The following is a 25,552-nucleotide window of genomic DNA, read 5'->3' as shown; positions in this document are numbered from 1 at the left end:
ATCAATAGCGTTGCAGCTGCATGAGAACGGAGCGGGTATGCAAGGGGCGACCCAGCAAGCTGTTCAGGCGTTCGCGCAAGCGTATGCGCAACTCCGGCTCGCCGACAGGATCGTCAAAGTCCGGCGTGGCTTCATCAAAGCCATAGCCGGTTTCGGTCAGCAGCACCCACTCAAAGCGCCGCAAGGCCCCCGCCACGGGTGGACGAGGAATCTGGGCCAAGTGCACCAGAGCCTCTTCGTAGGCATCGAACAGAACAGGATGTGGGTCTTCACGCGGCAACAAACGAATCAGCAATTCGTTCATGTACCAGGCCGACATCAGGGCACGACCTTTCAAGGGGCGAATCCCGGCGCAGTCCGCCCGTGTCAGCGTTTTGACTTCATTCTTGCCCGACCAGGCCAATAACAAAGGCTGAAACACAGACAAAGCAGGCCGCAAAATGGAATGCGGCCTTTTAGCGCCTTTCGCGACCAGGGGCACCAGCCCGTGGTTACGCGTAAAGGCATGACAGATCAGGGACGTTTCACGCCAGGCACTGGTGTGCAGTATGTAGCCCGCTTCGTCCTGAAAGCGATGACGGGGATTACTCATACCCCAGGTCGCGCAGGACCGCTTCACGATCGGACCAGCCCTTGCGCACCTTGATATACACATCCAGGAACACAGGCTTGTCGATCAGCTTGGCAATATCTTGGCGAGCCTCGGTTGCAATGCGCTTCATGTGCATGCCACCCGCTCCCAACAGAATCGGACGGTGGCTTTCACGCTCCACCACCACGCAGGCCGAAATACGCGCGCCCTGCTCGTTCTCGTCCCATTGTTCGATAACCACGGTACACCCGTACGGCAGCTCGTCACCCACCAGGCGGAAGATCTTCTCGCGCAGCAGCTCCGAGGTAATGAAGCGCACCGAGCGGTCGGTAATGGTGTCAGCGTCAAACATGGCCTCGCCTTCAGGCAGGCGGGAGGCGATCTCGTTCAGCAAAGGGTCCAGTTGCAGACGCTTGGCAGCACTGACCGGAATCACGGCACCATAGTCGAATTCCTGCGACAGGCGGGCGATATAGGGCAGCAAGTCATTCTTGCTTTTCAAGGCATCCACCTTGTTGATGACCAGAATGGTCTTGCCACCTTTAGGCAGCATGGGCAGCAATTCGGCGTCCGAAGCGGACCACTTGCCGGCTTCGACCACATGCACCACCACGTCCACATCGGCCAGGGCCTGGGTCACGACGCGGTTCATCATGCGGTTCATGGCCCCACCGTGCTTGGTCTGAAAACCGGGGGTGTCCACAAACACCATTTGATCGTGATCACGCGTCAGCACACTGTTGATGCGGTGACGCGTGGTCTGCGCCTTGCGCGACACGATCGAAATCTTGCTGCCGATCAGGGCATTGGCCAGCGTGGACTTGCCGACATTCGGTCGTCCAACAATAGCCACGAAGCCGCAGCGAAAAGGGGTCTCTGTCATTCTGTTTCCTGCGACACTGCCACAGGCAGTGTCAATTGTGAGGGGCGACGATGGCGACTGGCGCGCGTCGTCTTGGCTGGAAATTCAGCTTCTAAAATAGCAATGGCCTGCGTAGCGGCGGCTTGTTCAGCCGCACGACGGCTGCTGCCACTGGCACGAACATGGATGTTGAGCTTGGCGATCGTGCATTCGATATCGAAGAGCTGATCGTGGGCTGCGCCATGGGTGGCCACCACGGTATACACCGGCAAATCCAGCTTGCGACCTTGCAGCAGCTCCTGCAGCAAGGTCTTGGGATCTTTCCCCAAGGTTTTGGGGTCCACATCTACCAGCATGGGCTCATAGAGCTGGGTGATGACGGTTTGGGCTTGCGTAAAGCCCGCGTCCAGAAAGACAGCGCCAAAAATGGCTTCCAGCGCGTCTGCCAGAATGGAGGGACGACGGAAACCACCGCTTTTCAGCTCCCCTTCCCCCAGACGCAAATAATCCGACAAACCCAGACGAGTAGCAATTTCCGCCAGAGCGGCCTGTTTGACCAGATTCGCTCGCAGGCGGGACAGATCGCCTTCATCAATGCGTTGGAAACGGTCGAACAACAAGGCCGCAACCGTGAAGTTCAAGACCGAATCCCCCAGGAACTCCAGCCGCTCGTTATGGCGAGCGCTGTGGCTACGATGGGTCAAGGCCTGCTCAAGCAGGCCTGTGTCTTTGAAGGAGTAGCCGATAGCGGCTTCAAGCAAAGCAAGACGTTTCATTAATGGAAGCGACCTATACGGCTAAGTTCGCGGAAATTCATCCAGATAAAGAAGGCGCGTCCCACAATATTCTCATCGGGCACAAAGCCCCAATAACGACTGTCCAGACTATTGTCGCGATTGTCTCCCATGACGAAGTAATTACCTTCGGGCACCACACAAGAGATACCGTTGGAGAAATACTCACAGGAGTCGCGGTTGGGGAACGCCACGATAGGCATCAAACCCTGAGGCTGAGTCTTGTTCAGCAAGATATTGTGCTGCACCTTGCCCAGCTCTTCCAGATAGCGCCCAATGTAGGCGGAGCGATCCGGTTCGTAGTAATCGCCACTGCGCACTTGGGTAATGACTTGACCATTCACGGACAGCACCTTGTCGCGGTACTCCACGCGGTCACCGGGCACACCAACCACACGCTTGATGTAATCCACAGTGGTATCAACGGGATAGCGGAACACAATCACATCGCCACGCTCGGGATGGCCCAAAGGCACAACCTTGGTACCACTGACAGGCAGGCGAATGCCGTACTCGTATTTGTTCACCAGAATCAAATCGCCATTTTTCAGCGTGGGCAACATGGAGCCCGACGGAATGCGAAAAGGCTCGATGATAAAAGAGCGCAATACAAACACGAACAGAATGACTGGGAAAAAACTGACGCCATACTCAATCCACCACGGCATACGGTTGGCCTGGTCATAAGCGTCCTGGCGCAGTTGCTGCAAGTGCTCGGGGTCTTGAGCTGCCGTTTCCGGTACCGCCTGCATCGCGGCCTGCGCACGCGCCAGACGGCGCGAGCGCAGGGAGAAACGATCCAAAAACCAGATTGCGCCGGTCAATATCAGCAGTACAAACAAAATCAGAGCGAAATCCCAGCTCATCGGTTTCCTTTAAAGAAATTAAAGCAGTCCTGGCTGTGGTCGGCTTGAGCTGCCGACCAGAGCATTACTTATCCTCGACCTGCAAAATTGCCAAAAAGGCTTCCTGCGGAATTTCCACGTTCCCAACTTGCTTCATCCGCTTCTTACCGGCTTTTTGCTTCTCAAGCAGCTTTTTCTTACGAGAAATATCGCCGCCATAACACTTGGCCAGCACGTTCTTGCGCAATGCCTTGACGTTTTCGCGAGAAATAACTTCGGCGCCAATGGCAGCCTGAATCGCAATATCAAACATCTGCCGCGGAATCAGAGAGCGCATCTTGGCGACCACTTCGCGTCCACGGTAACGGGCGTTGCTACGGTGCACAATCATGGACAGGGCATCAACCCGGTCGCCGTTGATCAGGATATCAACCTTGACCACATCGGCCGAACGGTATTCCTTGAACTCGTAGTCCATGGAAGCGTAGCCGCGCGATACCGATTTGAGTCGGTCAAAGAAGTCCAGCACGATCTCGGCCAGAGGCATCTCATAGACCAGGTTCACCTGACGGCCATGATAGGTCATATTTAACTGCAAACCGCGCTTGGCTGTACACAGGGTCATGACCGGGCCTACGTATTCCTGCGGCATTAGCAGCGAAACCACAACAATAGGCTCGCGTACGTCTTCGATATGGGCCACTTCCGGCATGCGGGAAGGGCTTTCAATCATCAAGACTTCGCCGTCACGACGCTCGACCTCGTACACCACCGACGGTGCGGTGGTGATGATATCCATGTCGAATTCGCGCTCCAGACGCTCCTGGACGATTTCCATATGAAGCAGACCCAGGAAGCCGCAACGGAAACCAAAACCCAGCGCCTGGGACACTTCGGGCTCGAACATCAGGGACGAGTCGTTCAGCTTGAGCTTTTCCAGAGAGTCGCGCAGCTGGTCGTACTCACTGCTTTCCACCGGGTACAAACCGGCAAACACCTGAGGCTTCACTTCCTTGAAGCCAGGCAAGGCTTTTTCAGCAGGTTTGCCAGCCAGAGTGATGGTGTCACCAACCTTGGCGTGTTCCAGCTCTTTAATGCCGGCAATAATGAAACCCACCTCGCCTGCAGACAGATGAGGACGGTTTTCAGACTTGGGGGTAAAGACACCGATATGCTCGACCAGGTGCGTCGCACGGGTGGCCATCAGCAGAATTTTTTCCTTGGGCTTGAGCACACCGTTGACGATGCGCACCAGCATGACCACGCCCACGTAGTTGTCAAACCAGGAGTCAATGATCAGGGCTTGCAAGGGAGCAGTCGGATCACCCACTGGCGGCGGAACACGCGCCACGATGGTTTCCAGAATCTCGTCGATACCCAGGCCGGTTTTCGCACTGGCGGCAATTGCGTCACTGGCATCAATGCCAATCACGTCTTCCACTTCCTGGCGAGCTGCATCCGGGTCAGCCGAAGGCAAGTCCATTTTGTTGAGCACTGGGATCACTTCCACGCCCTGATCCAAAGCGGTATAGCAGTTGGCTACAGTCTGCGCTTCCACACCTTGGGAAGCGTCCACGACCAGCAAGGCACCTTCACAGGCCGACAAGGAACGGCTGACTTCATAGGAGAAGTCAACGTGGCCGGGAGTGTCGATCAGGTTCAGGTTGTATACCTTGCCATCCTGAGCCTTGTAGTGCAAAGCGGCGGTCTGGGCCTTAATCGTGATGCCACGCTCTTTCTCGATGTCCATCGAATCCAGAACCTGGGTCGACATCTCGCGGTCGGCCAGGCCACCACAGCGTTGGATCAGGCGGTCAGCCAAGGTCGATTTGCCATGATCGATATGGGCAATAATAGAGAAATTGCGGATGTGATCCATAAACCCGTTAATAAACAAAGAAAATGTTGAGGCGCAATGCCAGAGAGACGGCACAAGAAAGGGGCGCCAATGACGCCCCTTTTCAGTCCACGCGCCGAAAACGCAAGACCCGTCCTGTCAGACGGGCGCACGTGGAGCCAGTATCCATTCGGGGCAAACTGCCCCCGCGAATAGCGGCGGAAAAACTCCGGCCCCTGGCCGGAGTTCATCAATGACTACCATTTTAGCCGTTTTACAGAATTTTTATTTCGATGGCGTAATCAAAACCCATTGCGACTGCCCTGCACGCAAAACCAGCAAGGCTGCTGCTTTGGATTTATCCAAGGAAGCCACCATTTTAGCGTATTGATCCGGCGTCCCTACGTCTTTATCGTTGACACGCAAAATCAGGTCACCAGGCTGCAGACCGGCTTCGCTGGCAGGGGCCGTGGCCTCTGTTACCTGAACCGCACTTTCAACGCCCAAACGCTTCAGATCAGCAGCAGGAACTGCCGTCACTTTCAAACCAAAAGCATCGGCCGTGCTGGCAGCAGAACTGTCTTTCTCGTCCTTGGCGGCAGCAGTTGGGCTGCTGGAAGGCATTTCTTCGACATCAATCTTGATGGTCTGCAACTTGCCCTTGCGCCAGATTTCCAGTGTGGAGCTTTGACCTGGTTTGGTGCTTCCCACAATACGGGGCAAGTCTGTCATTTGATCAATGGTGCGACCGTTGAACTTCAGGATCACGTCGCCAGACTGAATACCGGCCTTGGCGGCAGGACCGCCCTCTTCCACGCTGCTGACCAAGGCTCCCTTGCTGTCTTTCAGACCCAGTGCGGTAGCGACATCATCGGCTACCGGAGTGATCTGCACACCGATACGACCGCGAGTCACCTTGCCGTCAGACTTGAGCTGCTCGACCACATTCATGGCTTCGTCGATAGGAATGGCCAGGGAAATACCCATGAAGCCACCGCTACGCGAAATGATCTGGGAGTTCACACCCACTACTTCACCATTCAGGTTGATCAGCGGACCACCGGAGTTACCAGGGTTCACAGCCACGTCGGTCTGAATGAAAGGCAGGTAATCGCCGGTTTCACGGTTGATGGCGCTGACAATCCCGGAAGTCACGGTGGATTCCAGACCGAAGGGCGAGCCAATAGCCAGAACCCACTGTCCTTTCTTGAGCTGCTTGGAATCACCGATCACCATGGGCTTCAGGTCTTTGGCTTCGATCTTGATCAGGGCCACGTCGGTGCGCTCGTCCGTCCCGATGATCTTGGCTGGATATTCCTTGCCGTTGCTCAGCGTGACGAAAATGCCATTGGAGTCGGCCACCACATGGTTATTGGTCAGGATGTAGCCGTCAGCAGAGATGATGAAACCCGAACCCACACCACGTGGCACTGTGCGCTCTTGAGGCTGCTGGCCTTCATTGCCACCGCCACGAGGGCGCTGCGGCGCCATGCCGGGCGGCATGAAATCGGGCCCAAAGAACCAGCGGAACATATCATAAGGATCCGAGCCCGGACCCATGGCGGGGGAGCGCACCCGGACGGCCTCGGTGGTACGGATATTGACTACTCCATCCTCGGTCTTGGCAACAACGCCAGTAAAGTCAGGCAGCCCCAGCGTCGTGCCCTGGACTTGCTCGGTTGTCGTGACAGGCTGAGCCTGCGCGTAGGCCATAGGCGCACCCGCCGCCAGCATCACGGCCGCCGTCAAGGCCGAGAGAACAGGAATACGCATTTTTTGACTCGATTTTTCCATTCAAAGACTCCTGGTGGACGATAGTCAATGTGTCCGGGATAGAGGGGTGAACTGGGTACCTTCCAGCAAGGCGCGCAAGGTCTGTACAGGTACGGCACCCGTGCTGGTCAAAACATAATCATTAATGCGACTGCGGTACATATTCATGGAGCCACGGTGAAAGGCACCCAGGCTGTTTTCTTCTGCTTCAGGGGTCCCTACCTTCTCCAGAAACACGGAAATGGCAGCCAGACCATCAGACAACATCAAATGGGTGACCTGACGCCCCGCACGCATGGGCCGGAGCATTTCGGACCGCAAGGTAAAACCGGCAGGCATGGCCAGATGCCAACCCAGCTCGTTCAAATCTATTTTTCGTACTTCGGGTTCGACCACTTCCCACTTGCTGGGGTTCCAACTGGTACGCAGTTCCTGCAAATCCACCTGCTCGCCAAAGGCAACAGAGGCAAAAGCGATCTGATCCACTACCTCTTGTTGTGGGTCCAGAGTCTGCATTTTCAATAGCAAATGATGATCGGTATCGGCACACACGCGGTAGCCGTAACGCTGATCATCCTTGGGAACCAGCTCGATCAGGTCGCAAGGGCGACCGGCCACGCGCTCGCGCGATGGCAAGCGGCGCATATCGTAAAAATTGGGTAATTGGCTGACATCACCAACCAGAAAACTGGGAAAGCGTTCGTTTTCACGACGCTCGATCACCACCATTTTCTTTTCGGGAATCAGGCATTGGGTGACTTCGTTCTGACGCAGAAACTCGCGCGGCTCGCCGTCCAGAATCTCCAGACGCTCGCGCTCGCCGGTACCATCAATAATGTGGACCAGTTTCATGGACTGGCTGGCCTGATCCTGGGTGTAAATAATGACCCCGGAATAATCCAGGTCACGCGCCGCTTTATGGACTTTCTGCAACCAGGGCAGATCCAGGGGCTCCAGCCCGCTGGCATCCTGAGCCAGTACAGGTGTGCACAGCACCGCCAGAGAAAGGGCAAACAAGCCCTTATAGAGACGCGCCAAGCCCATCTGCGACGGCATACGTACAGACCTCATTGACCCAGGGCTCCACTTTCAAAGGAAACATGGCGTACCGGACCGGTACCAACAAAGTCGCGGTGCAAATCCGCGTAATCATTCCAGAGCTGATCATCCTGGGCGCTGGCCACCAGCGTGCCTGGCACGGAGTTCACCCCCATATACGGCAGGCCTACCCACAAGGCGGCAGCCACGGCAGCCACCACGGCCAGGCCGCTGACACCATAGCGCTGCACCAAGGGTCGTTTCATGGCATTCGGGGCGAGCACGGTAGGCTCTTCGTCAATTGCTTTGGACAGACGCGCGTAAAAGCGATCCGACGTACGGATCGCCAGCGCATCGGTACGCATGACGTCACCAATCAAATGGTAGGTATCCCAGACTTGACGCCCGTAGGGGGAGTCTAGTTCCTCGGGGCGTATTTCAGCCTCGCCATCCACCCAGGAAGACACGGCGGCCTCCCAGGCATTGAGTTGATCATCATCGGAATGGGATTTCAGGGCTTGCATCATCAATCCTTACCACCGTCGTTCACTATCTTCACCATCGAGAATGGGACGCAATTGCGCAGCAATGGCGTCACGGGCTCGAAAGATGCGTGAGCGTACAGTTCCTATAGGGCAGTCCATGGTCTGAGCAATATCTTCGTAGCTCATACCTTCTATTTCACGTAGCACGATAGCCGTCCGCAACTCTTCGGGCAGTGCCTGGATCGCTGTATTTACCGTTTCAGCAATCTGGCGACTGACCATCATCGATTCTGGCGTGCTTATATCGCTTAGGTTGTCGATTCGGTCAAAAGTTTCACCTTCTTCAGTTTCGACGTTCTGCAAAGTGTTGGGACGTCGAGCGGCCGAGGCCTGCCAGTTACGGGCCGTGTTGATCGCAATGCGGTACAGCCAGGTGTAAAAAGCACTCTCGCCCCGGAACTGGGGAAGAGCTCGGTACGCTTTGATGAAGGTTTCCTGAGCCACGTCCTCGACTTCAGACGGGTCACGTACCATGCGGCTGAGCAGACGCATGATTTTGCGCTGGTACTTCAGTACCAGCAGGTCAAAGGCTCGCTTATCCCCACGCTGAACACGTGCAACTAGTTCGGCATCGGTATCGCGTTCACTCATTAAGAATCCTTATTCTGAGCACGGACCTGATGAGACAGTCGGTTGGCACATAAAGACAAGGCCCACCAGTCCTGCTGCGACTGGGCGCGGCGCCATACGGTCACGGTACGGCAAGCCTTGGAGCAATCACGGCGCAAACGCAAGGTCATGAACCAGGCACAACGCCAGATCTGCTCTATTTGCACGGACTCCTTTGCAGCCCCCTCGCACTTCAAGGAGTATAGCCCTGCACGATACGCTAGTGTAGCGCGCTCATCCCATGCCCCACGACTGCGAGCATACAAAAAATAAGCCCACAAAGCACCTGCCAATATTGCCAGAGCCCAGGGCCATTGCCAGCTAGACATTGTCCAGGCCAGGGCTGCTGCAAGCAAGGCACAGACAAAAGCGCCCAGTCGGCGCACCGGAGCCGGAGCTCCGATCGACCAAGACTGGGCGTTACGAGTGGGGCAGTCCAGCTTAGCGAAGACGGCGTACCACCATCGAACCGTTAGTGCCGCCAAACCCGAAGGAGTTGGACAGAGCGACATCAATCTTCATGTCACGCGCCTGGTTGGCGCAGTAATCCAGGTCGCAGGCAGGGTCCTGGTTGAAGATGTTGATGGTTGGAGGCGAGATCTGGTTATACACCGCCAAGGTGGTGAACACCGCTTCAATACCACCGGCCGCACCCAGCAGGTGACCCGTCATGGACTTGGTGGAGTTGACCACCAGCTTGTAAGCGTGATCGCCAAAAGCCAGTTTCAATGCTTCGGACTCGTTCACATCGCCCAATGGCGTGGAAGTACCGTGTGCGTTGACGTACTGAACTTCGTCAGCGTTGATGCCACCGTTACGCAAGGCATTCATCACGCCACGACGCGGACCGTCACGGTCGGGCGAAGTGATATGGTGAGCGTCAGAGCTCATGCCGTAGCCGGAGAACTCGCCGTAAATGCGTGCGCCACGTTTTTTGGCGTGTTCGTACTCTTCCAGTACCAGCACACCAGCGCCCTCACCCAGCACAAAGCCGTCGCGGTCCATATCCCAGGGACGCGATGCCGTTTCAGGATCGTCGTTACGGGTGGACAGAGCACGCATGGCAGCAAAACCGCCAATACCCAGCGGGGACACGGTGGACTCGGCACCGCCAGCAATCATCACATCGGCGTCGCCATACTCGATCAAGCGAGCAGCGTCACCAATGGAGTGCAGGCCGGTTGTACATGCCGACACAACAGCGTAGCTAGGACCTTTCAGGCCCAGGCCGATGGACAATTGGCCAGACACCAGATTGACCAGGGAGCCAGGCACAAAGAACGGGGAAATCCGACGTGGGCCCCGTTCCAGATAATCTTTTTGGGTTTCTTCAATGCGGGGCAAACCACCAATCCCCGAACCTACGATAACGCCGACACGCTCAGCATTGATGCTGTTGATGTCCAGGCCGCAGTCCTTCCAGGCTTGCATACCTGCCACCACGCCGTAATGGATAAAGGTATCCATCTGCTTGGCTTCTTTGGACGAAATGTATGGTGTTAAATCAAAATCCTTGACCTCACCCGCTATCTGGGCTGTTAGGGCCGAAGGATCGAAACGGGTAATACGCCCGATGCCCGAACGCCCATTGACGATGTTATCCCACGCGGTAGGAATATCGTTGCCGACCGGGGAAACAATACCCAGCCCGGTAATCACGACACGTCGTTTCACGGATGACTCCTAAACACAAAAAAAGCGGTTTAAAGGGAATAACTGCGTCTTGCAAGCTAAAGCCGCCGGGCACAGGCTACTCTCTGGAAACCGCTCTGGAGCGAGGGCGTGCACAATGCCGCCCACCCTCTTAATTGAACTTACTGCTTGCTGTGAGAATTGATGTAGTCCACAGCTTGCTGGACCGTCGTGATTTTCTCAGCTTCTTCGTCTGGTATTTCGGTTTCGAATTCGTCTTCGAGCGCCATCACGAGCTCGACCATGTCGAGCGAGTCGGCACCGAGGTCGTCGAGAAAAGAAGATTCGTTTTTGATCTCGGCTTCGTTAACGCCAAGTTGTTCAGCGACGATCTTCTTGACGCGCTGTTCGATGCTTTCCATGCAGATTCTCCAAGTTGGGAAAAATTCCCGCAAATTATAGCCAATCCATACTGCTAAGAGGGATAAGCTATGACAAAAAACGGCGTTCTTGTATGAGGCCCAACGTTATTCTTACAACGCCGGCTCAAGCAATAGGCCCCAAATAATCCCGCAATTTTACCTCAGCCGGGCGCGATGCCAAGCCTTACATGTGCATACCACCATTCACATGGATGGTGCTGCCCGTAATATATTGCGCTTGCGACCCGGCCAGGAAGGCTACCGCATTAGCGATATCTTCAGCAGCGCCCAGTCGTCCCAGGGGGATTTGCGACAAAATTGCCGCCGACTGCTCAGGGGTCAGAGAGCGTGTCATGTCCGTATCAATAAAGCCCGGAGCGACACAATTAACTGTAATGTTACGGCTACCGAGCTCGCGCGCCAAGGCACGGCTCATGCCGGCGACACCGGCTTTGGCAGCTGCGTAGTTGGCTTGACCGGGGTTACCGCTCTCGCCCACCACCGAAGTGATGCTGATGATACGGCCCCAGCGGGCTTTCATCATGGGGCGGATAACGGCACGCGACAGGCGGAACACGGCACTTAGATTGGTCTGGATAACGGCATCCCAGTCTTCATCTTTCAAGCGCATGGCCAGGTTGTCACGCGTAATACCGGCATTATTAACCAGAATGTGCGGGCCACCGTCTTCTTTGCTCAAAGCCGAAATCAGCGCTTCGCAAGCAGCCGGGTCGTCCACGTTCAAAACATGGCCGTAGCTGCCATTCTGATCCAGCACAGCGGAAATCGCCTGTGCGCCGGACTCGGAAGTAGCGGTACCAACCACCTTGGCACCACGTGCCATCAATTCTTTAGCAATCGCCTGACCGATACCACGCGATGCGCCGGTTACCAGGGCAGTCTTGCCGCTTAGGTCCAATTCTTGCATTTATGCTCCCTCCAGGGCTTCCAAAGTGGCCTGCAAGGACGCAGGGTCGCTGATCGACAAGGCGACCAGATCACGGTCAATACGCTTGACCAGCCCCGTCAGCACTTTGCCCGGGCCACACTCGACCACGTGGGTGACTCCTTGAGCCTTCATGGCCTGGATAGTCTCAACCCAGCGCACGGGATGCCAGGCCTGACGGACCAGCGCATCTTTAATCTGTTCGGGGTCGGTAGGCGCGGCTACGTCCACGTTATTGATCACGGAAATAGCAGGAGTTTGCACTTGAACCGAGGCCAGAGCCTGGGCCAGCACAGCAGCTGCCGGTTCCAACAGACTGGAGTGGAAAGGAGCCGATACAGGCAGCACCAAGGCACGCTTGGCACCGGCTTCTTTAGCCAGCGCACATGCACGATCTACCGCTTCCACATTCCCGGCTATCACAACCTGAGCAGGCGCATTGTAGTTAACAGCCTGAACAATCTGCTGTCCCTCAGAGGCACGAGCACACACATCGCGCACTTGATCGTCATCCAGACCCAGCACGGCAGCCATGGTACCGACACCCACAGGTACGGCAGCTTGCATGGCATCGGCACGGATGCGAACCAGCGGAACTGCTTGTTCCAGGCTCAGAGCACCGGCAGCAGTCAGGGCCGAGTATTCACCCAGGCTATGACCGGCCATCACGGCAGGCGCGGGGCCACCGGCCTGAATCCAGGCCTGATACATGGCCACGGCGCTAGCCAGCATGACAGGTTGAGTATTGGTAGTCAGGTTCAGAGCCTCGGCAGGCCCTTGTGCCATCAACTGAGCCAGGTCCTGGCCCAGCGACTGGCTGGCTTGTGCAATGGCTTGCTGTACGACAGCAGACTCGGCCCAGGCATCGAGCATGCCTACGGACTGCGAGCCTTGTCCTGGAAAGACAAACGCAATTTTCATGGTAGAAAAACCCAAAGAGATGAGGCGGTAATCCGGATCGCGCTACTTAGCAGCGGACCAGCACCGAACCCCAGGTAAAGCCGCCACCCACGCCTTGCAACAGCGCCAGATCACCGGCACGGATACGACCATCCCGGCGAGCGGCATTCAGGGCCAATGGCACACTGGCTGCCGAGGTGTTGGCATGTTGATCAACCGTGATAACCACCTTCTCGGAGGGGATACCCAGCTTACGACCTAGAAAATTGATGATACGAACGTTGGCCTGGTGCGGCACCAGCCAATCGATATCGGCCAGAGAGACGCCAGCCTGTTCGCAGACTTGATTGGCCGAAGCGGCCAGAGAAGTGACAGCCAGCTTGAACACAGCCTGACCATCCATACGCAGGAAGGGATCGCCCACTACCTGACCGTGCGAGACATTGCCTGCCGCGCACAAAATACCCATTTGACTGCCATCTGCATTGAGCTGGGCAGCCAGAACACCGGGTTCATCGCTGGCTTGCAGAACCACAGCGCCCGCACCGTCGCCAAACAGGACGCAGGTAGAGCGGTCGTTCCAGTCCAGGATGCTGGAGAACACTTCGGCACCGATGACCAGCGCATTGCGCGCACGGCCGGCCTTGATCATGGCGTCGGCAGTCGTCAGTGCATAGACAAAGCCGCTGCACACCGCTTGTACGTCGTACGCGGCAGCGCCCTTGTTGCCCAATTCGGCCTGCACCAGACACGCGGTGCTGGGGAAAACGTAATCGGGAGTGGAAGTAGCCACCACAATCAGGTCCAGATCCTGGGCAGCAATGCCCGCATCTTCCAGCGCCTGACGCGCGGCCTGGGTTGCCAAGTGGCTGGTACGGACACCGGGATCGGCAAGATGACGCTGGTGAATACCGGTACGCTCGACAATCCACTGATCGGAGGTTTCGATACCCTTTTGAGCCAGCTCCACCGCTAGATCATCGTTAGACACAATCCGAGGAGGCAGGTAGCCGCCTGTACCGATAATCTTGGCAAATATCGTCATTTTATGTTCCCGATCAAGCCCGTTCTTATGAGGACGAGGGCTCTGAAGTATGGCGTGTATCTGGTTCGCCGCTTTGCTCTTCATGCAAGTTCACACTTTGCATGATGCGTTCGACTGCCTGGCTGGTACCGCTGAGCAGACCATTGAGCACCGCACCGCGGGCCCGTTGCAAAGCATAACCGAAAGCGTAGGCATCGGCAGAACCATGACTCTTGATAACAATACCGCGTAAACCCAAAAGGGCCGCACCGTTATGACGGCGATTATCCACCCTGTCGCGGAAACGATTCAAGACAGGACGAGCCAGCAAAGCGGACACTTTGCTCAAGGGGTCACGGGTAAATTCGTCGCGCAGCATACTGCCGACCATCTTGGCCAGCCCTTCAATGGATTTAAGGACCACATTGCCCACGAAACCGTCGCACACGACCACGTTGACGGTACCTTTGCAGATATCGTCGCCTTCTACGTTGCCGTAAAAATTCAGTCCGCTGGAGCGCAGCAATTCAGCCGCCTTCTTGACGACCTCGTTGCCCTTGATGACCTCTTCACCAATATTGAGCAAGCCCACGGTGGGACGCTCATGACGATCCACGATACTGGCCAGCGCAGAACCCATGATGGCGAACTGCAACAGGTGTTCTGCGGAACAATCCACATTGGCACCCAGGTCCAGCATGATCGTGGCCCCGCCCTTTTGGTTAGGGATGGACGTGGCAATGGCTGGGCGATCAATCCCATCCAGAGTTTTGAGTACGTAGCGCGAAATTGCCATCCATGCGCCGGTATTGCCCGCAGAAATGCAGGCATCAGCTATCCCGTCCTTGACGGACTGGGCAGCCACTCGCATGGAGGAGTCTTTTTTGCGGCGCAGGGCCACCTCGACCGAATCGGCCATGGTGACAACTTCGGATGCGGGAAGAATGTCGTACCAGGAGGTATCGACATTACCTTGCGCACGCAATGTTTGCTCGATGGCCTGAGGCTCGCCAACCAATAAGCAGTGCACATCCGGATAGCGCTTGGCAAAAAGCAGCGCTGCAGGGACAGTGACGGATAAACCGATATCGCCGCCCATGCAATCGATGGCAATACGTATTTTTTTGTTAGACATCAAGCATGCAACCTATGTTGCTTGCAACGACAAAGAGACTATTACTCGTCGTTCTTTGTTTTCAGCACTTTACGGCCACGGTAGATGCCGTTAGGGCTGATGTGGTGACGCAGGTGCAGTTCGCCAGTCGTAGGCTCGATAGCCGTCGAAGGACCAGTAAGCGCGTCGTGCGAACGACGCATGTTACGCCGGGACGGGCTCTTTTTATTCTGCTGAACAGCCATGATGACTCCTGTAGATGGACAACCCCGAATAAATGGGTGCAGCCCGAAAAAATTAACGAATTAGTAACAAACAATCAAGACTTCTTGAGCGAGCCCAATACGGCAAACGGGGACGGCCGCTCAAAGGCAGACTCATCCAGGTCGTCAGACTTGGCTTCCATGGACAGCGACTGCGCGTCGGGACAAACCTCATGGCGCGGCACATAAGGCACGCTAAGAATCAGCTCGTCCTCGACCAGTCCCAGGACATCCAACTGGCCTTCACACAAGATGCGATCAGGACCTTCCGTATCGTCATCATCCAGCTCAAGTTCGTCCTCGGTTGCCACAATCTGTACTTCGTTGGAAATATCGATGGGCCACTCAAAAGGCTTCACACAGCGCTGGCATTCCAAAATGACACTACCTTTGGCCTGCACATGCACAAAACGACGCCGGGCAGAATCTTCCCGACCCGACACACTCCAGTCAATGCGCAAATCGCCTTGATCGGGCAAATCGGATACCAGACGAGACAAATCTTCCACCAGCACCTGGCCCGACATTTCCTGAGGGGCACGGGCTAGATTCAAGGTGTCGATATACTGTGTCGTCATAAGTATGCTTAGGGCATCAAACCACGGTTTTACCAGGATCTGGAACCGCTTGTTTGTTCTGCCTTATTTGTCGCTTTCGCTTGTTTGCTGCTTGCTTGTTTCACTGCCTTGGTATCGCTTGGGGGCTCTACCACTTTTTCTTGTACTGCTTTTTTTCCTGCCCCTCGGTATTGAAGCATGTAAAGCGCAGTCGGCAAACCGCCAAGCTAGCCCACAACCATTTCAATAACGAAGAAAACATTAGATAATACCGTGCTAAGCACAAGGCAGTCAAACCAAAGCACAGCTAAAACACACTATGCGTCTCATCCTTGCATCAAGCTCAGTCTATCGCCGCGCTATGTTAGCGCGTTTGGGCTTGCCTTTCACCTGTCAGTCTCCTGACATTGATGAAACCCCACTTCCCGCAGAGGCTCCCGCCCAGCTCAGCCTGCGTCTGGCGCGTGAAAAAGCGGCCCGTATCAGCCAGCTGAACCCAGGCGCCCTCGTGATCGGCTCCGATCAGGTCGCCACATCGGGCCAGGATGTTATTGGCAAGCCTGGCGACCATGCCGGTGCGCAGAAACAACTGCGTCGCCTGAGCGGTCAAGACATCGATTTCCATAGCGCTTTATGCGTGACGGATGGCCAGGAATTTCTGTGCAGCGATATTGTTACCAATTGTCGTTTTCGCGCATTGAGTGATGAAGAAATCGAGCACTATTTGCTGCAGGAAAAACCGTATGACACCGCTGGCAGCGCCAAGGCCGAAAGCCTGGGTATTGCCCTGATGGAGTCCATGCGCTCGGACGACCCAACCGCTATCATTGGCCTGCCGCTGATCGAGCTGTGCACCATGCTGCGTCACTTTGGCTTGAACCCCTTGCGCCCCACCCTTTTGCCCCCTTCCGTTTAGGACTGATACGCCATGCCCCAAGCCGCCCCTTTGCACCTGATCCCCGTAGGCTTAAGCGAGAGCCCGATCAGCGGCTGGCTACCCGCCGACGTCAAGGCTTTGACGCGCGAACTGACCGTCTTTATTGCCGAGAACGCCAAAACCGCCCGTGCTTTCCTGAAACTGGTTGAGCCCGTGGTACCCCTGCAAGAAATCACTATTCACACGCTGGACAAGCGCGGCAATAAACCCGGTGAAATGCGTGAGTGGTTGAAAACAGCCCTGCAAGGTCAAGCCATTGGTCTGGTATCGGAAGCTGGCTGCCCCGCCGTCGCCGACCCCGGTGCGCTGGTAGTTGCCATGGCCCACGAAATGAAGATCCCCGTGCGCCCTCACGTTGGCCCCTCTTCCATTTTGCTGAGCCTGATGGCCAGCGGCCTGGACGGTCAGCAGTTTGTATTCCACGGCTATGCGCCTGTAGATGGGGCCGCTCGCGCCAAGCAGCTCAAGCAATGGGAAAGCCAGTCCCAAGCTCTGAAACAAACCCAGATCCTGATCGAAACACCTTATCGCAACCAGGCCATGTACAGCACCTTGCTGCAGTCCCTCAAGCCCACAACACGCTTGTGCCTGGCTCGTGACCTGACAGGTACGCGTGAATTGATCCAGACTGCCACAGTTGAACAATGGCGCGAGCGCCAGCCGCCTGCCCTGGACAAAACCCCCTGCATTTTCCTGTTTCTGGCTGGTCGTTAAGATGAAATCCCTGTCTTTTCTTACACCCGCCTTGAAGCGCAGCGTTCAGATTGGCGTACTTAGCCTGACGGCCTTATTGGCGGCTTGTGGCAGTAGCGGCCCCTTCAAACTTGATGACAGCTATAGCGCTCAGGGCCAGAACAGCCGAGTGCGTTATCTGGTCATGCACTACACCGCTGGCGACCACGCCACCTCCCTGAAGGTGCTGACACAGCGTGATGTCAGCGCCCATTACCTGGTCAGCGACGAGCAGCGTCCCACTGTCTACCGTCTGGTTCCAGAGGAACGCCGCGCCTGGCATGCAGGTCTGGGCTCCTGGTACGGTTTCACAGACCTGAATACCGGCTCTATCGGCATCGAAATCGTTAACATGGGCCGCTTGGCAGATGGTCGCTGGGCTCCGTATACGTCCGGGCAGATTGAAGCAATCAAAGCACTGCTGAAAGACCTGGCTCAGCGCCATGGCGTGTCTGCCCGCAATATTATTGGCCACAGCGATGTTGCCCCACAACGCAAGCTGGACCCCGGCCCTCATTTCCCCTGGAAGGAACTGGCCCAAGCAGGCATAGGCCGCTGGTACAAGGAATCACAGGCCCGAGCACTGCAGGCGCAGTACGCCACGCGCCCCCTGCCCTCTGCTGCTCAAACCCAGGCCCTGCTGCGCAAAGCAGGCTACGAAACGCCTGACAGTGGCGTGTTCGACAAGGCCACACAAAACGTGATCGCCGCCTTCCAGATGCACTACCGCCCAGCCCGCTACGACGGCACTTTGGATGCCGAAACAGCCGCCATTCTGCAAAGTCTGGATTGATAAAAAAAACAGGTAATGGGCTTATGCTCATTACCTGTTTTTCTTAGTGCGCTGTCTTATTCAATACGGGCCAGCGGCGCAAAACCAGCAAGCCCACCAGAACCAAACCATAGACATAAACTTCCACCACATCATTTTTACCAGTACGAATCAGGTAAAAGTGCAGGATGGAAAGGACCGCCGCCAAATACACGGTTTGATGCAAGCGGCTCCAGCCACGACCCAAACGTTTCTGCCAGCCATGCGTGGAGGTCAGGGTCAGGGCCAATAAAATCAGCACAGCCACTACCCCGATCGCAATCAAGGGCCGCTGCACCACGTCCTGCCACATGGACAGCCAGTCGCCCGAGCGATCCCACCAGGCCCAGGCCAGGGTATGCAAAGCTGCATAAAAAAAACTGAACAAACCCAACATGCGGCGCCAACGCACCAAGGCGGGCTGAGCCAGCAAACGCCTTACAGGACTTAAAGCCAGGGTCAGCAGCAAGAGTACCAAGGCCCAAACCCCACTGGATCGGGTCAAAAATTCAGCTGGATTGGCACTTAGGCCATTGTTGAAACCCAACCATACCCAGCGCCCCAAGGGAAACAAGCCCAGCAAGAATACCAAGGGCTTGAGCCTATCCAACTGCGCAGCCTTCCAGGTACTCATCAGTAATAACGCCTTAAGTCCATATCGGCATACAGACCTGCCACGTCTTCGGCATAGCCGTTAAAAGGCAAAGTCGGCTTTTTGGTGGCGAAGAATCCCGAACCGATGACACGTTCAGTGGCCTGGCTCCAGCGGGGATGCGGCACTTCCGGGTTCACATTGGCGTAAAAGCCATACTCATGCGGAGCCACCTTCATCCAGCTGGACTCGGGCATGGTGTCCGTCAAGGTGATGCGCACCAAAGACTTGGCCGATTTGAACCCATACTTCCACGGCACGATCAGCCGCACAGGTGCTCCATTCTGAACAGGCAGGCTTTTTCCGTACAGACCGGTAGCCAGCAGAGTCAAAGGATGCATGGCCTCATCCAACCGCAGCGCCTCCACATAGGGCCAGGCCAAGATACGAGAGCGTAGACCCGGCATGGTTTCCGGGTCCGCCGCTGTTTCAAACCGAACAAAGCGGGCCGAACCCTGGGGCGACGCCTGCTTTAGCAAGGCCGACAAGGAATAGCCCACCCAGGGCACCACCATGGACCAGGCTTCAACACAACGCAGACGATAAATACGCTCTTCCAAAGGGGCCAGCTTCAATATCCGGTCCATATCCAAGGTAAGCGGCTTGTTCACCAAACCGTCAATCTGCAAAGTCCAGGGTTCAGTCTTGAATTTCCCCGAATGGCGGGCAGGATCTTCCTTGCCCGTGCCAAATTCGTAGAAATTATTGTAGGAGGTGACATCGGACTCGCTGGTGGGCATATCGTCCAGTTTCCAGCGCTGGGAAGGCGTGAACGACAAGTCCTGCCCTACCGGGACCGCCTGAGCCCGACCCGGCAAGCTGGCCGCCAGGGCCAAGGCGCCGGGAGCCTGCAAAAGCAGGCGGCGGCGCGCCCGCCAGACCGACTCGTCGGTAATTTCAGAGGGACGTATGGGCTGCGAACGTGATTTGAACATCTCCATCTCCTGAACCTGTCTGGCAAGATGGTCGTCAAACCGGCTTGCCGCCTATTAAATCCGTGCCAATACCCAATCGCGCATTTGCGCCACATTATCAACCATGACCGTGGGCTCAGCCTTGGCCAGGGTTTGAGGATCATGCGCGCCGTAAGTGACAGCCACGCTATCCATGCCCGCATTGGCCGCCATATGAATATCGTGCACGGTATCGCCCACCATCAAGACCTGCTCGGGCTCCAACATCAATTCGGCCAGCAATTGATGCAGCATTTCCGGGTCCGGCTTGCTGCGGGTTTCATCTGCACAACGGGTAGCATCAAAAAAAGTGCTGAGATTGACCTGCTGCAGCACTCTATCCAAACCTTGACGACTTTTACCCGTTGCCACTCCTAAGGCAATCTGGCGGCCCCGAAGTTCACCCATGAAAGGCAAAATTCCGTCAAACAGCTTGATATGCGGGTCGCGCTGCATAAAGTGATGCCGATAGCGCTCCAGAAACAGCGGCATCTGCTCGGCAGTCAAATCCGGCACAGCGCGATACAAGGCGCTTTCCAGCGACAAACCAATAACCCAGCTGGCTTGCTGAATCGAGGGCACAGGCAATTGCAGATCCGCACTGGCCAACTGAATAGAACTGGCAATTGAGTACGTCGAATCCATAACTGTGCCGTCCCAATCAAACAGAACGGCGGCGTAACGCGTCATAACTACTTCTCCAAACGCTCAAGAACGGCCTGACAGGCAGCCGGCAAGGCGGCCTCCAGAACCAGAGGCTGTCCGGTGACAGGATGATTGAACTCCAGGCGCCCCGAATGCAGGAACATGCGCTTGAAGCCCTGGCGGGCGAATTGATCGCGAATGGCATCGTCGCCATACTTGTCGTCGCCCACAATCGGAAAGCCCGAATGGGCCAAATGAACCCGGATCTGGTGAGTGCGGCCGGTTTTCAGCTCCGCCTGTACCAAAGTAAAGCGACCAAAACGGCGCTGCATGGTGATGATGGTATGCGCAGGCTTGCCAGTCGGGTCAACCTTGACGCGCCGCTCCCCGCTTTCGGTCAGCCAGCGCAGCAAGGGGAAACGGATATGCTGGCGATCGTTCACCCAATCGCCCTGCACCAGCGCCCAATAAAATTTGCGAGCACGGATTTCGCGGAACATATCGTGCAAACCAACCAGGGCAGCACGACGCTTGGCGATAATCAGCAAACCGGAGGTATCCCGGTCCAGACGGTGGGCCAGCTCCAGAAAGGGCTCCTGAGGACGGGCAGCACGCAACTGCTCGATGACACCAAAAGACACACCACTGCCACCATGCACGGCAACACCAGCAGGCTTGTCGATGACCATCAGGTGCTCGTCCTCGAACACCACCGGGAAAACGGCAGCGGGAACATGACGCGGCTGCTCGGGCTCGGGCAGGCGCAGCGGCGGAATGCGCACCATATCGCCGTCCTGCAAACGATAGTCACTGCTGATACGGCCTTTATTCACGCGCACCTGACCGCCACGGATCGCTTTGTAAATGTGGCTTTTTGGCACCCCTTTACATTCACGTAACAAAAAATTATCTATACGCTGACCTGCCCGCGTTTCATCAATGCGTAATATTCGCACTTGAGGGGCTGATCTTTGTGATTCATGAGGTTTGCACATAACAAAAAGGGGCATATAATCGCTTCAGCCTATGGAAGCTGAGACTGGGTCCAGCGTAGAGATGCAAAGGGTGCGTCTCCGTTGGATGACCAAGGACTGATAATTGTATCCTTGAGTTCCAGCTTCCGGGTCATAAGGTCGCCGGGGTGAGTCCGAAATAGCGAAAGTCGTGTGGCAAGAAGGCCCGCTTTCCAAGAGATGTTTTCCTCCCGCGTGCGGCGCTGAATTCCTGCACAGATTGTCCCGCTCTTTTGCACCAGCCGCATGATTTATGCGGCTGCCGTTCCCCCAGCAATTTTATATTCGTCAAACACACACCGTGACTCTGACCCCCCTGCTGATTGAACTTCGCGCTTTGGCGCGACTCGTGCCTCCCAGACTATAAGCCGGTAGGCCGATTTTGCCTGCCTGCACCAAACTGATGCAGCTATAGCGCTACACACCTGTGACCCGCGGTCGTGCGCCGATATTTCGGTGCTCCATGACAACGGAGATCCACACTCATGAAACGCATGTTGTTCAATGCGACGCATCAAGAAGAACTACGCGTCGCCATTGTCGACGGTCAAAAACTGATTGACCTCGACATCGAAACAGCCGGGCGCGAACAGCGCAAAGGCAATATCTACAAAGGGGTCATCACCCGCATCGAACCCGGCCTGGAAGCCTGCTTCGTCAGCTACGGTGAAGAGCGTCACGGCTTTCTGCCATTCAAGGAAGTAGCTCGCAGCTACTTCAAGGAAGGGGTTGATGTACGCAGCGCCCGCATCCAGGACGCCCTGGTTGAAGGCCAGGAACTGATCATCCAGGTTGAAAAAGAAGAGCGTGGCAACAAGGGCGCTGCCCTGACCACCTTCATTTCCCTGGCAGGCCGCTATCTGGTTCTGATGCCCAACAACCCCCGTGGGGGTGGCGTATCGCGCCGCGTTGAAGGCGAAGACCGGCAGGAACTGCGCGAAGCCATGGACCAGCTGGACATTCCGCAGGGCATGAGCATCATCGCCCGCACCGCAGGTATCGGCCGCAGCGTCGAAGAGCTGCAGTGGGACCTGAACTACCTGATGCAGTTGTGGACCGCCATTGACGGCGCTGCCCGCGACAATGCAGCTCCTATCCTGATTTATCTGGAATCCAGCCTGGTTATCCGGGCCATCCGCGATTACTTCTCGCCCGATATTGGCGAAATCCTGATCGACACGGACGAGATTCACGAGCAGGCCGCCGCTTTCATGAGCGTGGTCATGCCCGACAATCTGCATCGCGTAAAGATGTACCGCGATGACATCCCGCTGTTCTCGCGCTTTCAGATCGAACACCAGATCGAAACCGCCTACTCGCGTACCGTGCAATTGCCTTCGGGCGGTGCTGTCGTTATCGACCACACCGAGGCCCTGGTTGCCATTGACGTGAACTCGGCTCGCTCCACGCGTGGTGCCGACATTGAAGAAACCGCCCTGCGCACCAACCAGGAAGCCGCCGACGAAGTGGCCCGCCAGTTGCGTTTGCGTGACTTGGGTGGCCTGATTGTTATCGACTTTATCGATATGGAAGACAGCAAGAACCAGCGTGCTGTCGAACAACGCCTGCGTGATGCCCTGCACCTGGACCGTGCTCGCGTCCAGATGGGCAAGATCTCGCGCTTTGGTCTGATGGAACTGTCCCGTCAGCGCCTGCGCCCTGCCCTGAACGAAGGCTCCCACATCACTTGCCCACGATGCACCGGCACTGGCGTCATTCGTGATGCCGAATCCAGCGCCCTGCACGTACTGCGTCTGCTGCAAGAAGAAGCCATGAAAGAAGGCACGGCCGCCCTGCACGCTCAGGTGCCGGTGGATGTGGCTACCTTCCTGCTGAACGAAAAACGCGCTGACATCACCAAGATCGAATCGCGCCTGAACATTGCCCTGATCCTGATTCCGAACAAGAATCTGGAAACCCCACACCACATCATCGAGCGCCTGCGCCACGACGACCCCCGTCTGGACGAACTGCGCAGCAGCTACGAGCTGGTCCAGCAGCCTGAGCAGCAAGACAGCTTGGTGCCGCACCGCAGCCACGAAATCAAGCCTCGTCCAGAAGCCCTGGTCAAGAGCACCACACCGGCCCAGCCAGCTCCCATGAGCAAGCCTGCTGCCGCCGCAGCCGCCAGCGCCGCTGCTAGCGACAACAAGCCCGGCCTGCTCAAGCGCCTGCTGAACTGGTTGTCCGGCGCACCTGCCGAACCCGTGGCCGAGACCACCAAATCCGAAAGCAGCAAATCCTCCTCTGGCCGCCGCCAAGGTCGTCCCGGCCAATCCAATAGTGGCCGTGGCCAAGGTGGTCGTGGCCGTCGCCAGTCCAACCGCCCGGAAGCGGCTCAGGAAGAAAAAGCCAGCACGGAAAACACCGGCAGTAATACCCGTGGTCGCCGCCGTAACGCCTCAGCAGGTAACGAATCTGCTCTGGAAACTCCACAAAGCGCCAACACCACGCCCGCCACTGCCGACGAAGGCAGCAGCAACAGCCGCAACCCACGTAACCGCCGTGGCCGTGGCCGTCAACGCCGTGAAGAAGGCAGCACAGAAAACGTCGAGCTGAACAAAGACGTCGCCAGCACTGAAGCCCAGCACGAACAGGCTGCTGCCGCAGTGGCCAGCGTCGCCGTAGTGGCTGCCGTGGCCGCCACCAAGCAAGAAGCGCAAACCCGCGCTGAACAGCTGGCCGAGGCCGACAGCGCTGATACCAGCGACAACTCGGATGCCGAAACCGACGAGAACAGCGAAAACGGCGCTCTGGACCCAGAACGCAAACGTCGCCGTCGTCGTAGCCGTCGTGGTCGTCGTAACACCGACGCCAACGCCGTAGCCGAGAACGAAGAGAACAACGAAGAAGGCAATACCAGCGCCTACGTTGCTCACGAAACACCTAGCTTCAACCCCGCTGCCCTGGATGCCCAGGAACAAGCTGCCGCCCAAACCGCAGCAGCCGAGCCTGAACAGCCCCAAGCAGCCGTAGAAGCACCAGCAGCCCAAGAAGCCGCTCCTGTCGCCGTAGAGGCCTCTCAAGAAGCTCCTGCCGCTACCCCAGCTGCACAGCAAACTGAAGAAGTCGCTACAACCCAGGTAAGCGCTGTTGAAACCGCTCCAGCCCAGGAAGAAGTAGCCACTCCAGCCGTTCAGGCCGAAGTTGCTCCAGAAGCTCCTGCCGCAGAAGAAACCGTTGCTCCTGTGCAAGCAGAAGCTGCCGCCGAACCTGCCAAAGCAGAAGTGACCGAAGCTCAAGCTGAAGCTGTAGAAACAGCCGCAGCGCCCGCAGAAACGCAAGCCGCAGCAGAAACCCCAGCCGTTGAAGCCGCTCCAGTGGAAACTGCAGCCGTAGAAACCGCTACTGCCCAGGAAGAAGTTGCTGCTCCAGCCGCTCAGGCCGAGGTAGCGCCAGAAGCTCCTGCCGCTGAAGAAGCTGTTGCTCCTGCGCAAGCAGAAGTTGCTGCCGAACCAGCCAAAGCAGAAGCCACCGAAGCTCAAGCTGAAGCCGTGGAGACAACTGCTACTCCCGCAGAAGCACAACCTGCAGTTGAAGCCCCGGCCGTTGAAGCCACTCCAGTGGAAACCACAGCCGTAGAGACTCGCGTTGAGACTCAAACGACTGCAGCTGCAAAAGCCCCTGCTGCCGAACAAGCACAGAAGCCCACAGCCGCCCCTCTGGAAGCCGTACTGAACGCAGCGGGCATCGAACTAGTGGAAACCGTTCGCTCGGCAACACAGGACGACTACCAGCCCGCACCAGTGCGCCTGGGTCGCCCACGCAAGCAACGTGCTGCAGAAACCGAGAACAGCGAGCCGCTGCAACAGGTTGAAACGCAGTAAACAGCAAGACTAAAAACGCCGCCCACAAGGGCGGCGTTTTTTATGCCTGTCGCATCCGTTTTTTTATACCTACCCGTATCCACAAAGAGTAGTCACCTGGGCCCTTTCTCCTTCCCCGCTAATCCCAGCCTCCCAAAAAAGTCACTATTCTCTTTCACCCAAACCCAAACCTAGCCTAGCTCCGCCTGCTGCAGCGTCGAGCTCGGCGTTAAACCTGCCCTGGCCTTAA

At 56.6% G+C, this 25,552-nt stretch carries 26 protein-coding genes; 4 read left to right on the top strand and 22 right to left on the bottom strand.

Features of this window, described 5'->3' with window-relative positions; translation table 11 throughout:
- Position 1: 1 nt before the first annotated feature.
- The 18 genes from recO to MID00_RS14270 form a co-directional block, all read right to left on the bottom strand.
- Positions 2-592, bottom strand: coding sequence for a DNA repair protein RecO (recO, locus tag MID00_RS14355; RefSeq protein WP_026483095.1), 591 nt, complete (start codon positions 590-592; stop codon positions 2-4).
- Positions 585-1,475 (bottom strand): GTPase Era, encoded by an 891-nt coding sequence (era, locus tag MID00_RS14350; protein ID WP_009456562.1) that lies wholly within the window; start codon positions 1,473-1,475, stop codon positions 585-587. The genes recO and era overlap by 8 nt, the downstream gene beginning before the upstream one ends.
- On the bottom strand, positions 1,472-2,230 hold the full coding sequence (gene rnc / locus MID00_RS14345) for a ribonuclease III (RefSeq protein WP_009456563.1): 759 nt from the start codon (positions 2,228-2,230) through the stop codon (positions 1,472-1,474). The genes era and rnc overlap by 4 nt, the downstream gene beginning before the upstream one ends.
- On the bottom strand, positions 2,230-3,114 hold the full coding sequence (gene lepB / locus MID00_RS14340; RefSeq protein ID WP_009456564.1) for a signal peptidase I: 885 nt from the start codon (positions 3,112-3,114) through the stop codon (positions 2,230-2,232). Before lepB ends, rnc begins: the two co-directional genes overlap by 1 nt.
- A 64-nt stretch (positions 3,115-3,178) precedes the next feature.
- Entirely contained in the window at positions 3,179-4,972 is a 1,794-nt protein-coding gene (gene lepA / locus MID00_RS14335) for a translation elongation factor 4 (RefSeq protein ID WP_009456571.1), read from the bottom strand.
- Between the two features lie 243 nt (positions 4,973-5,215).
- Positions 5,216-6,724, bottom strand: a complete 1,509-nt coding sequence (locus tag MID00_RS14330) for a DegQ family serine endoprotease (protein WP_250755914.1) — start codon at positions 6,722-6,724, stop codon at positions 5,216-5,218.
- A 24-nt stretch (positions 6,725-6,748) separates the two neighbouring features.
- Positions 6,749-7,774, bottom strand: a complete 1,026-nt coding sequence (locus MID00_RS14325; RefSeq protein WP_230940648.1) for a MucB/RseB C-terminal domain-containing protein — start codon at positions 7,772-7,774, stop codon at positions 6,749-6,751.
- Positions 7,771-8,268, bottom strand: a complete 498-nt coding sequence (locus MID00_RS14320; RefSeq protein ID WP_009456577.1) for a sigma-E factor negative regulatory protein — start codon at positions 8,266-8,268, stop codon at positions 7,771-7,773. The genes MID00_RS14325 and MID00_RS14320 overlap by 4 nt, the downstream gene beginning before the upstream one ends.
- 6 nt (positions 8,269-8,274) lie before the next feature.
- Positions 8,275-8,877, bottom strand: coding sequence for an RNA polymerase sigma factor RpoE (rpoE, locus tag MID00_RS14315; protein ID WP_009456579.1), 603 nt, complete (start codon positions 8,875-8,877; stop codon positions 8,275-8,277).
- On the bottom strand, positions 8,877-9,062 hold the full coding sequence (locus MID00_RS14310; RefSeq protein ID WP_235484275.1) for a hypothetical protein: 186 nt from the start codon (positions 9,060-9,062) through the stop codon (positions 8,877-8,879). Before MID00_RS14310 ends, rpoE begins: the two co-directional genes overlap by 1 nt.
- Before the next feature lie 274 nt (positions 9,063-9,336).
- Positions 9,337-10,569, bottom strand: a complete 1,233-nt coding sequence (gene fabF, locus MID00_RS14305) for a beta-ketoacyl-ACP synthase II (protein ID WP_021446869.1) — start codon at positions 10,567-10,569, stop codon at positions 9,337-9,339.
- Between the two features lie 140 nt (positions 10,570-10,709).
- Positions 10,710-10,949, bottom strand: a complete 240-nt coding sequence (acpP, locus tag MID00_RS14300; protein ID WP_003800961.1) for an acyl carrier protein — start codon at positions 10,947-10,949, stop codon at positions 10,710-10,712.
- A 184-nt stretch (positions 10,950-11,133) separates the two neighbouring features.
- Positions 11,134-11,877, bottom strand: a complete 744-nt coding sequence (fabG, locus tag MID00_RS14295) for a 3-oxoacyl-ACP reductase FabG (protein ID WP_021446870.1) — start codon at positions 11,875-11,877, stop codon at positions 11,134-11,136.
- Positions 11,878-12,816 carry an ACP S-malonyltransferase gene (gene fabD / locus MID00_RS14290; protein WP_021446871.1) on the bottom strand — a complete coding sequence of 313 codons (939 nt, stop codon included), beginning with the start codon at positions 12,814-12,816 and terminating at the stop codon, positions 11,878-11,880.
- A gap of 46 nt (positions 12,817-12,862) precedes the next feature.
- Positions 12,863-13,840 carry a beta-ketoacyl-ACP synthase III gene (locus MID00_RS14285; protein WP_009456588.1) on the bottom strand — a complete coding sequence of 326 codons (978 nt, stop codon included), beginning with the start codon at positions 13,838-13,840 and terminating at the stop codon, positions 12,863-12,865.
- Between the two features lie 25 nt (positions 13,841-13,865).
- On the bottom strand, positions 13,866-14,954 hold the full coding sequence (gene plsX, locus MID00_RS14280) for a phosphate acyltransferase PlsX (RefSeq protein WP_009456590.1): 1,089 nt from the start codon (positions 14,952-14,954) through the stop codon (positions 13,866-13,868).
- 41 nt (positions 14,955-14,995) lie between these two features.
- A complete protein-coding gene (gene rpmF, locus MID00_RS14275) occupies positions 14,996-15,178 on the bottom strand; it encodes a 50S ribosomal protein L32 (protein WP_003800968.1) in 183 nt (60 codons plus the stop codon).
- Between the two features lie 74 nt (positions 15,179-15,252).
- On the bottom strand, positions 15,253-15,774 hold the full coding sequence (locus MID00_RS14270) for a DUF177 domain-containing protein (protein ID WP_009456592.1): 522 nt from the start codon (positions 15,772-15,774) through the stop codon (positions 15,253-15,255).
- Positions 15,775-16,114: 340 nt separating this feature from the next.
- Here MID00_RS14270 and MID00_RS14265 point away from each other — a divergent pair, with 340 nt between their 5' ends.
- From MID00_RS14265 to MID00_RS14255, 3 genes are read left to right on the top strand one after another with little or no spacing between them, the layout of a single operon-like run.
- Complete coding sequence (locus MID00_RS14265) at positions 16,115-16,669, top strand: Maf family protein (RefSeq protein ID WP_254002104.1); 555 nt, start codon at positions 16,115-16,117, stop codon at positions 16,667-16,669.
- 12 nt (positions 16,670-16,681) lie between these two features.
- Positions 16,682-17,404: an SAM-dependent methyltransferase gene (locus tag MID00_RS14260; protein ID WP_021446873.1), complete on the top strand. Its 723-nt coding sequence runs from the start codon at positions 16,682-16,684 to the stop codon at positions 17,402-17,404.
- 1 nt (position 17,405) lies between these two features.
- A complete protein-coding gene (locus MID00_RS14255; protein WP_254498975.1) occupies positions 17,406-18,215 on the top strand; it encodes an N-acetylmuramoyl-L-alanine amidase in 810 nt (269 codons plus the stop codon).
- Positions 18,216-18,258: 43 nt separating this feature from the next.
- On the opposite strand, the gene MID00_RS14250 is transcribed toward MID00_RS14255, so the two are convergent.
- Genes MID00_RS14250 through MID00_RS14235 form a run of 4 tightly spaced genes read right to left on the bottom strand, consistent with a single transcriptional unit; the run spans position 18,259 to position 21,433 of the window.
- Complete coding sequence (locus MID00_RS14250; RefSeq protein ID WP_254498974.1) at positions 18,259-18,867, bottom strand: sulfite oxidase heme-binding subunit YedZ; 609 nt, start codon at positions 18,865-18,867, stop codon at positions 18,259-18,261.
- Entirely contained in the window at positions 18,867-19,820 is a 954-nt protein-coding gene (msrP, locus tag MID00_RS14245; protein WP_254498973.1) for a protein-methionine-sulfoxide reductase catalytic subunit MsrP, read from the bottom strand. The genes MID00_RS14250 and msrP overlap by 1 nt, the downstream gene beginning before the upstream one ends.
- A gap of 54 nt (positions 19,821-19,874) precedes the next feature.
- The gene (locus MID00_RS14240) at positions 19,875-20,528 is read right to left on the bottom strand and encodes an HAD family hydrolase (protein ID WP_009456607.1); all 654 of its coding nucleotides are present in this window, start codon (positions 20,526-20,528) and stop codon (positions 19,875-19,877) included.
- 2 nt (positions 20,529-20,530) lie between these two features.
- A complete protein-coding gene (locus tag MID00_RS14235; protein ID WP_026483109.1) occupies positions 20,531-21,433 on the bottom strand; it encodes an RluA family pseudouridine synthase in 903 nt (300 codons plus the stop codon).
- A gap of 548 nt (positions 21,434-21,981) precedes the next feature.
- Between MID00_RS14235 and MID00_RS14230 the strand changes: the two genes are divergently transcribed.
- Positions 21,982-25,323, top strand: coding sequence for an Rne/Rng family ribonuclease (locus tag MID00_RS14230; RefSeq protein ID WP_254498972.1), 3,342 nt, complete (start codon positions 21,982-21,984; stop codon positions 25,321-25,323).
- Positions 25,324-25,552: the final 229 nt, after the last annotated feature.

It is taken from the genome of Alcaligenes sp. NLF5-7 (genome assembly GCF_024266725.1).
GTDB classification, from domain to species: Bacteria; Pseudomonadota; Gammaproteobacteria; order Burkholderiales; family Burkholderiaceae_B; genus Alcaligenes; species Alcaligenes phenolicus.
Note: the sequence above shows the minus strand (reverse complement) of the source record. Positions and strands in the feature narration are given on the sequence as shown.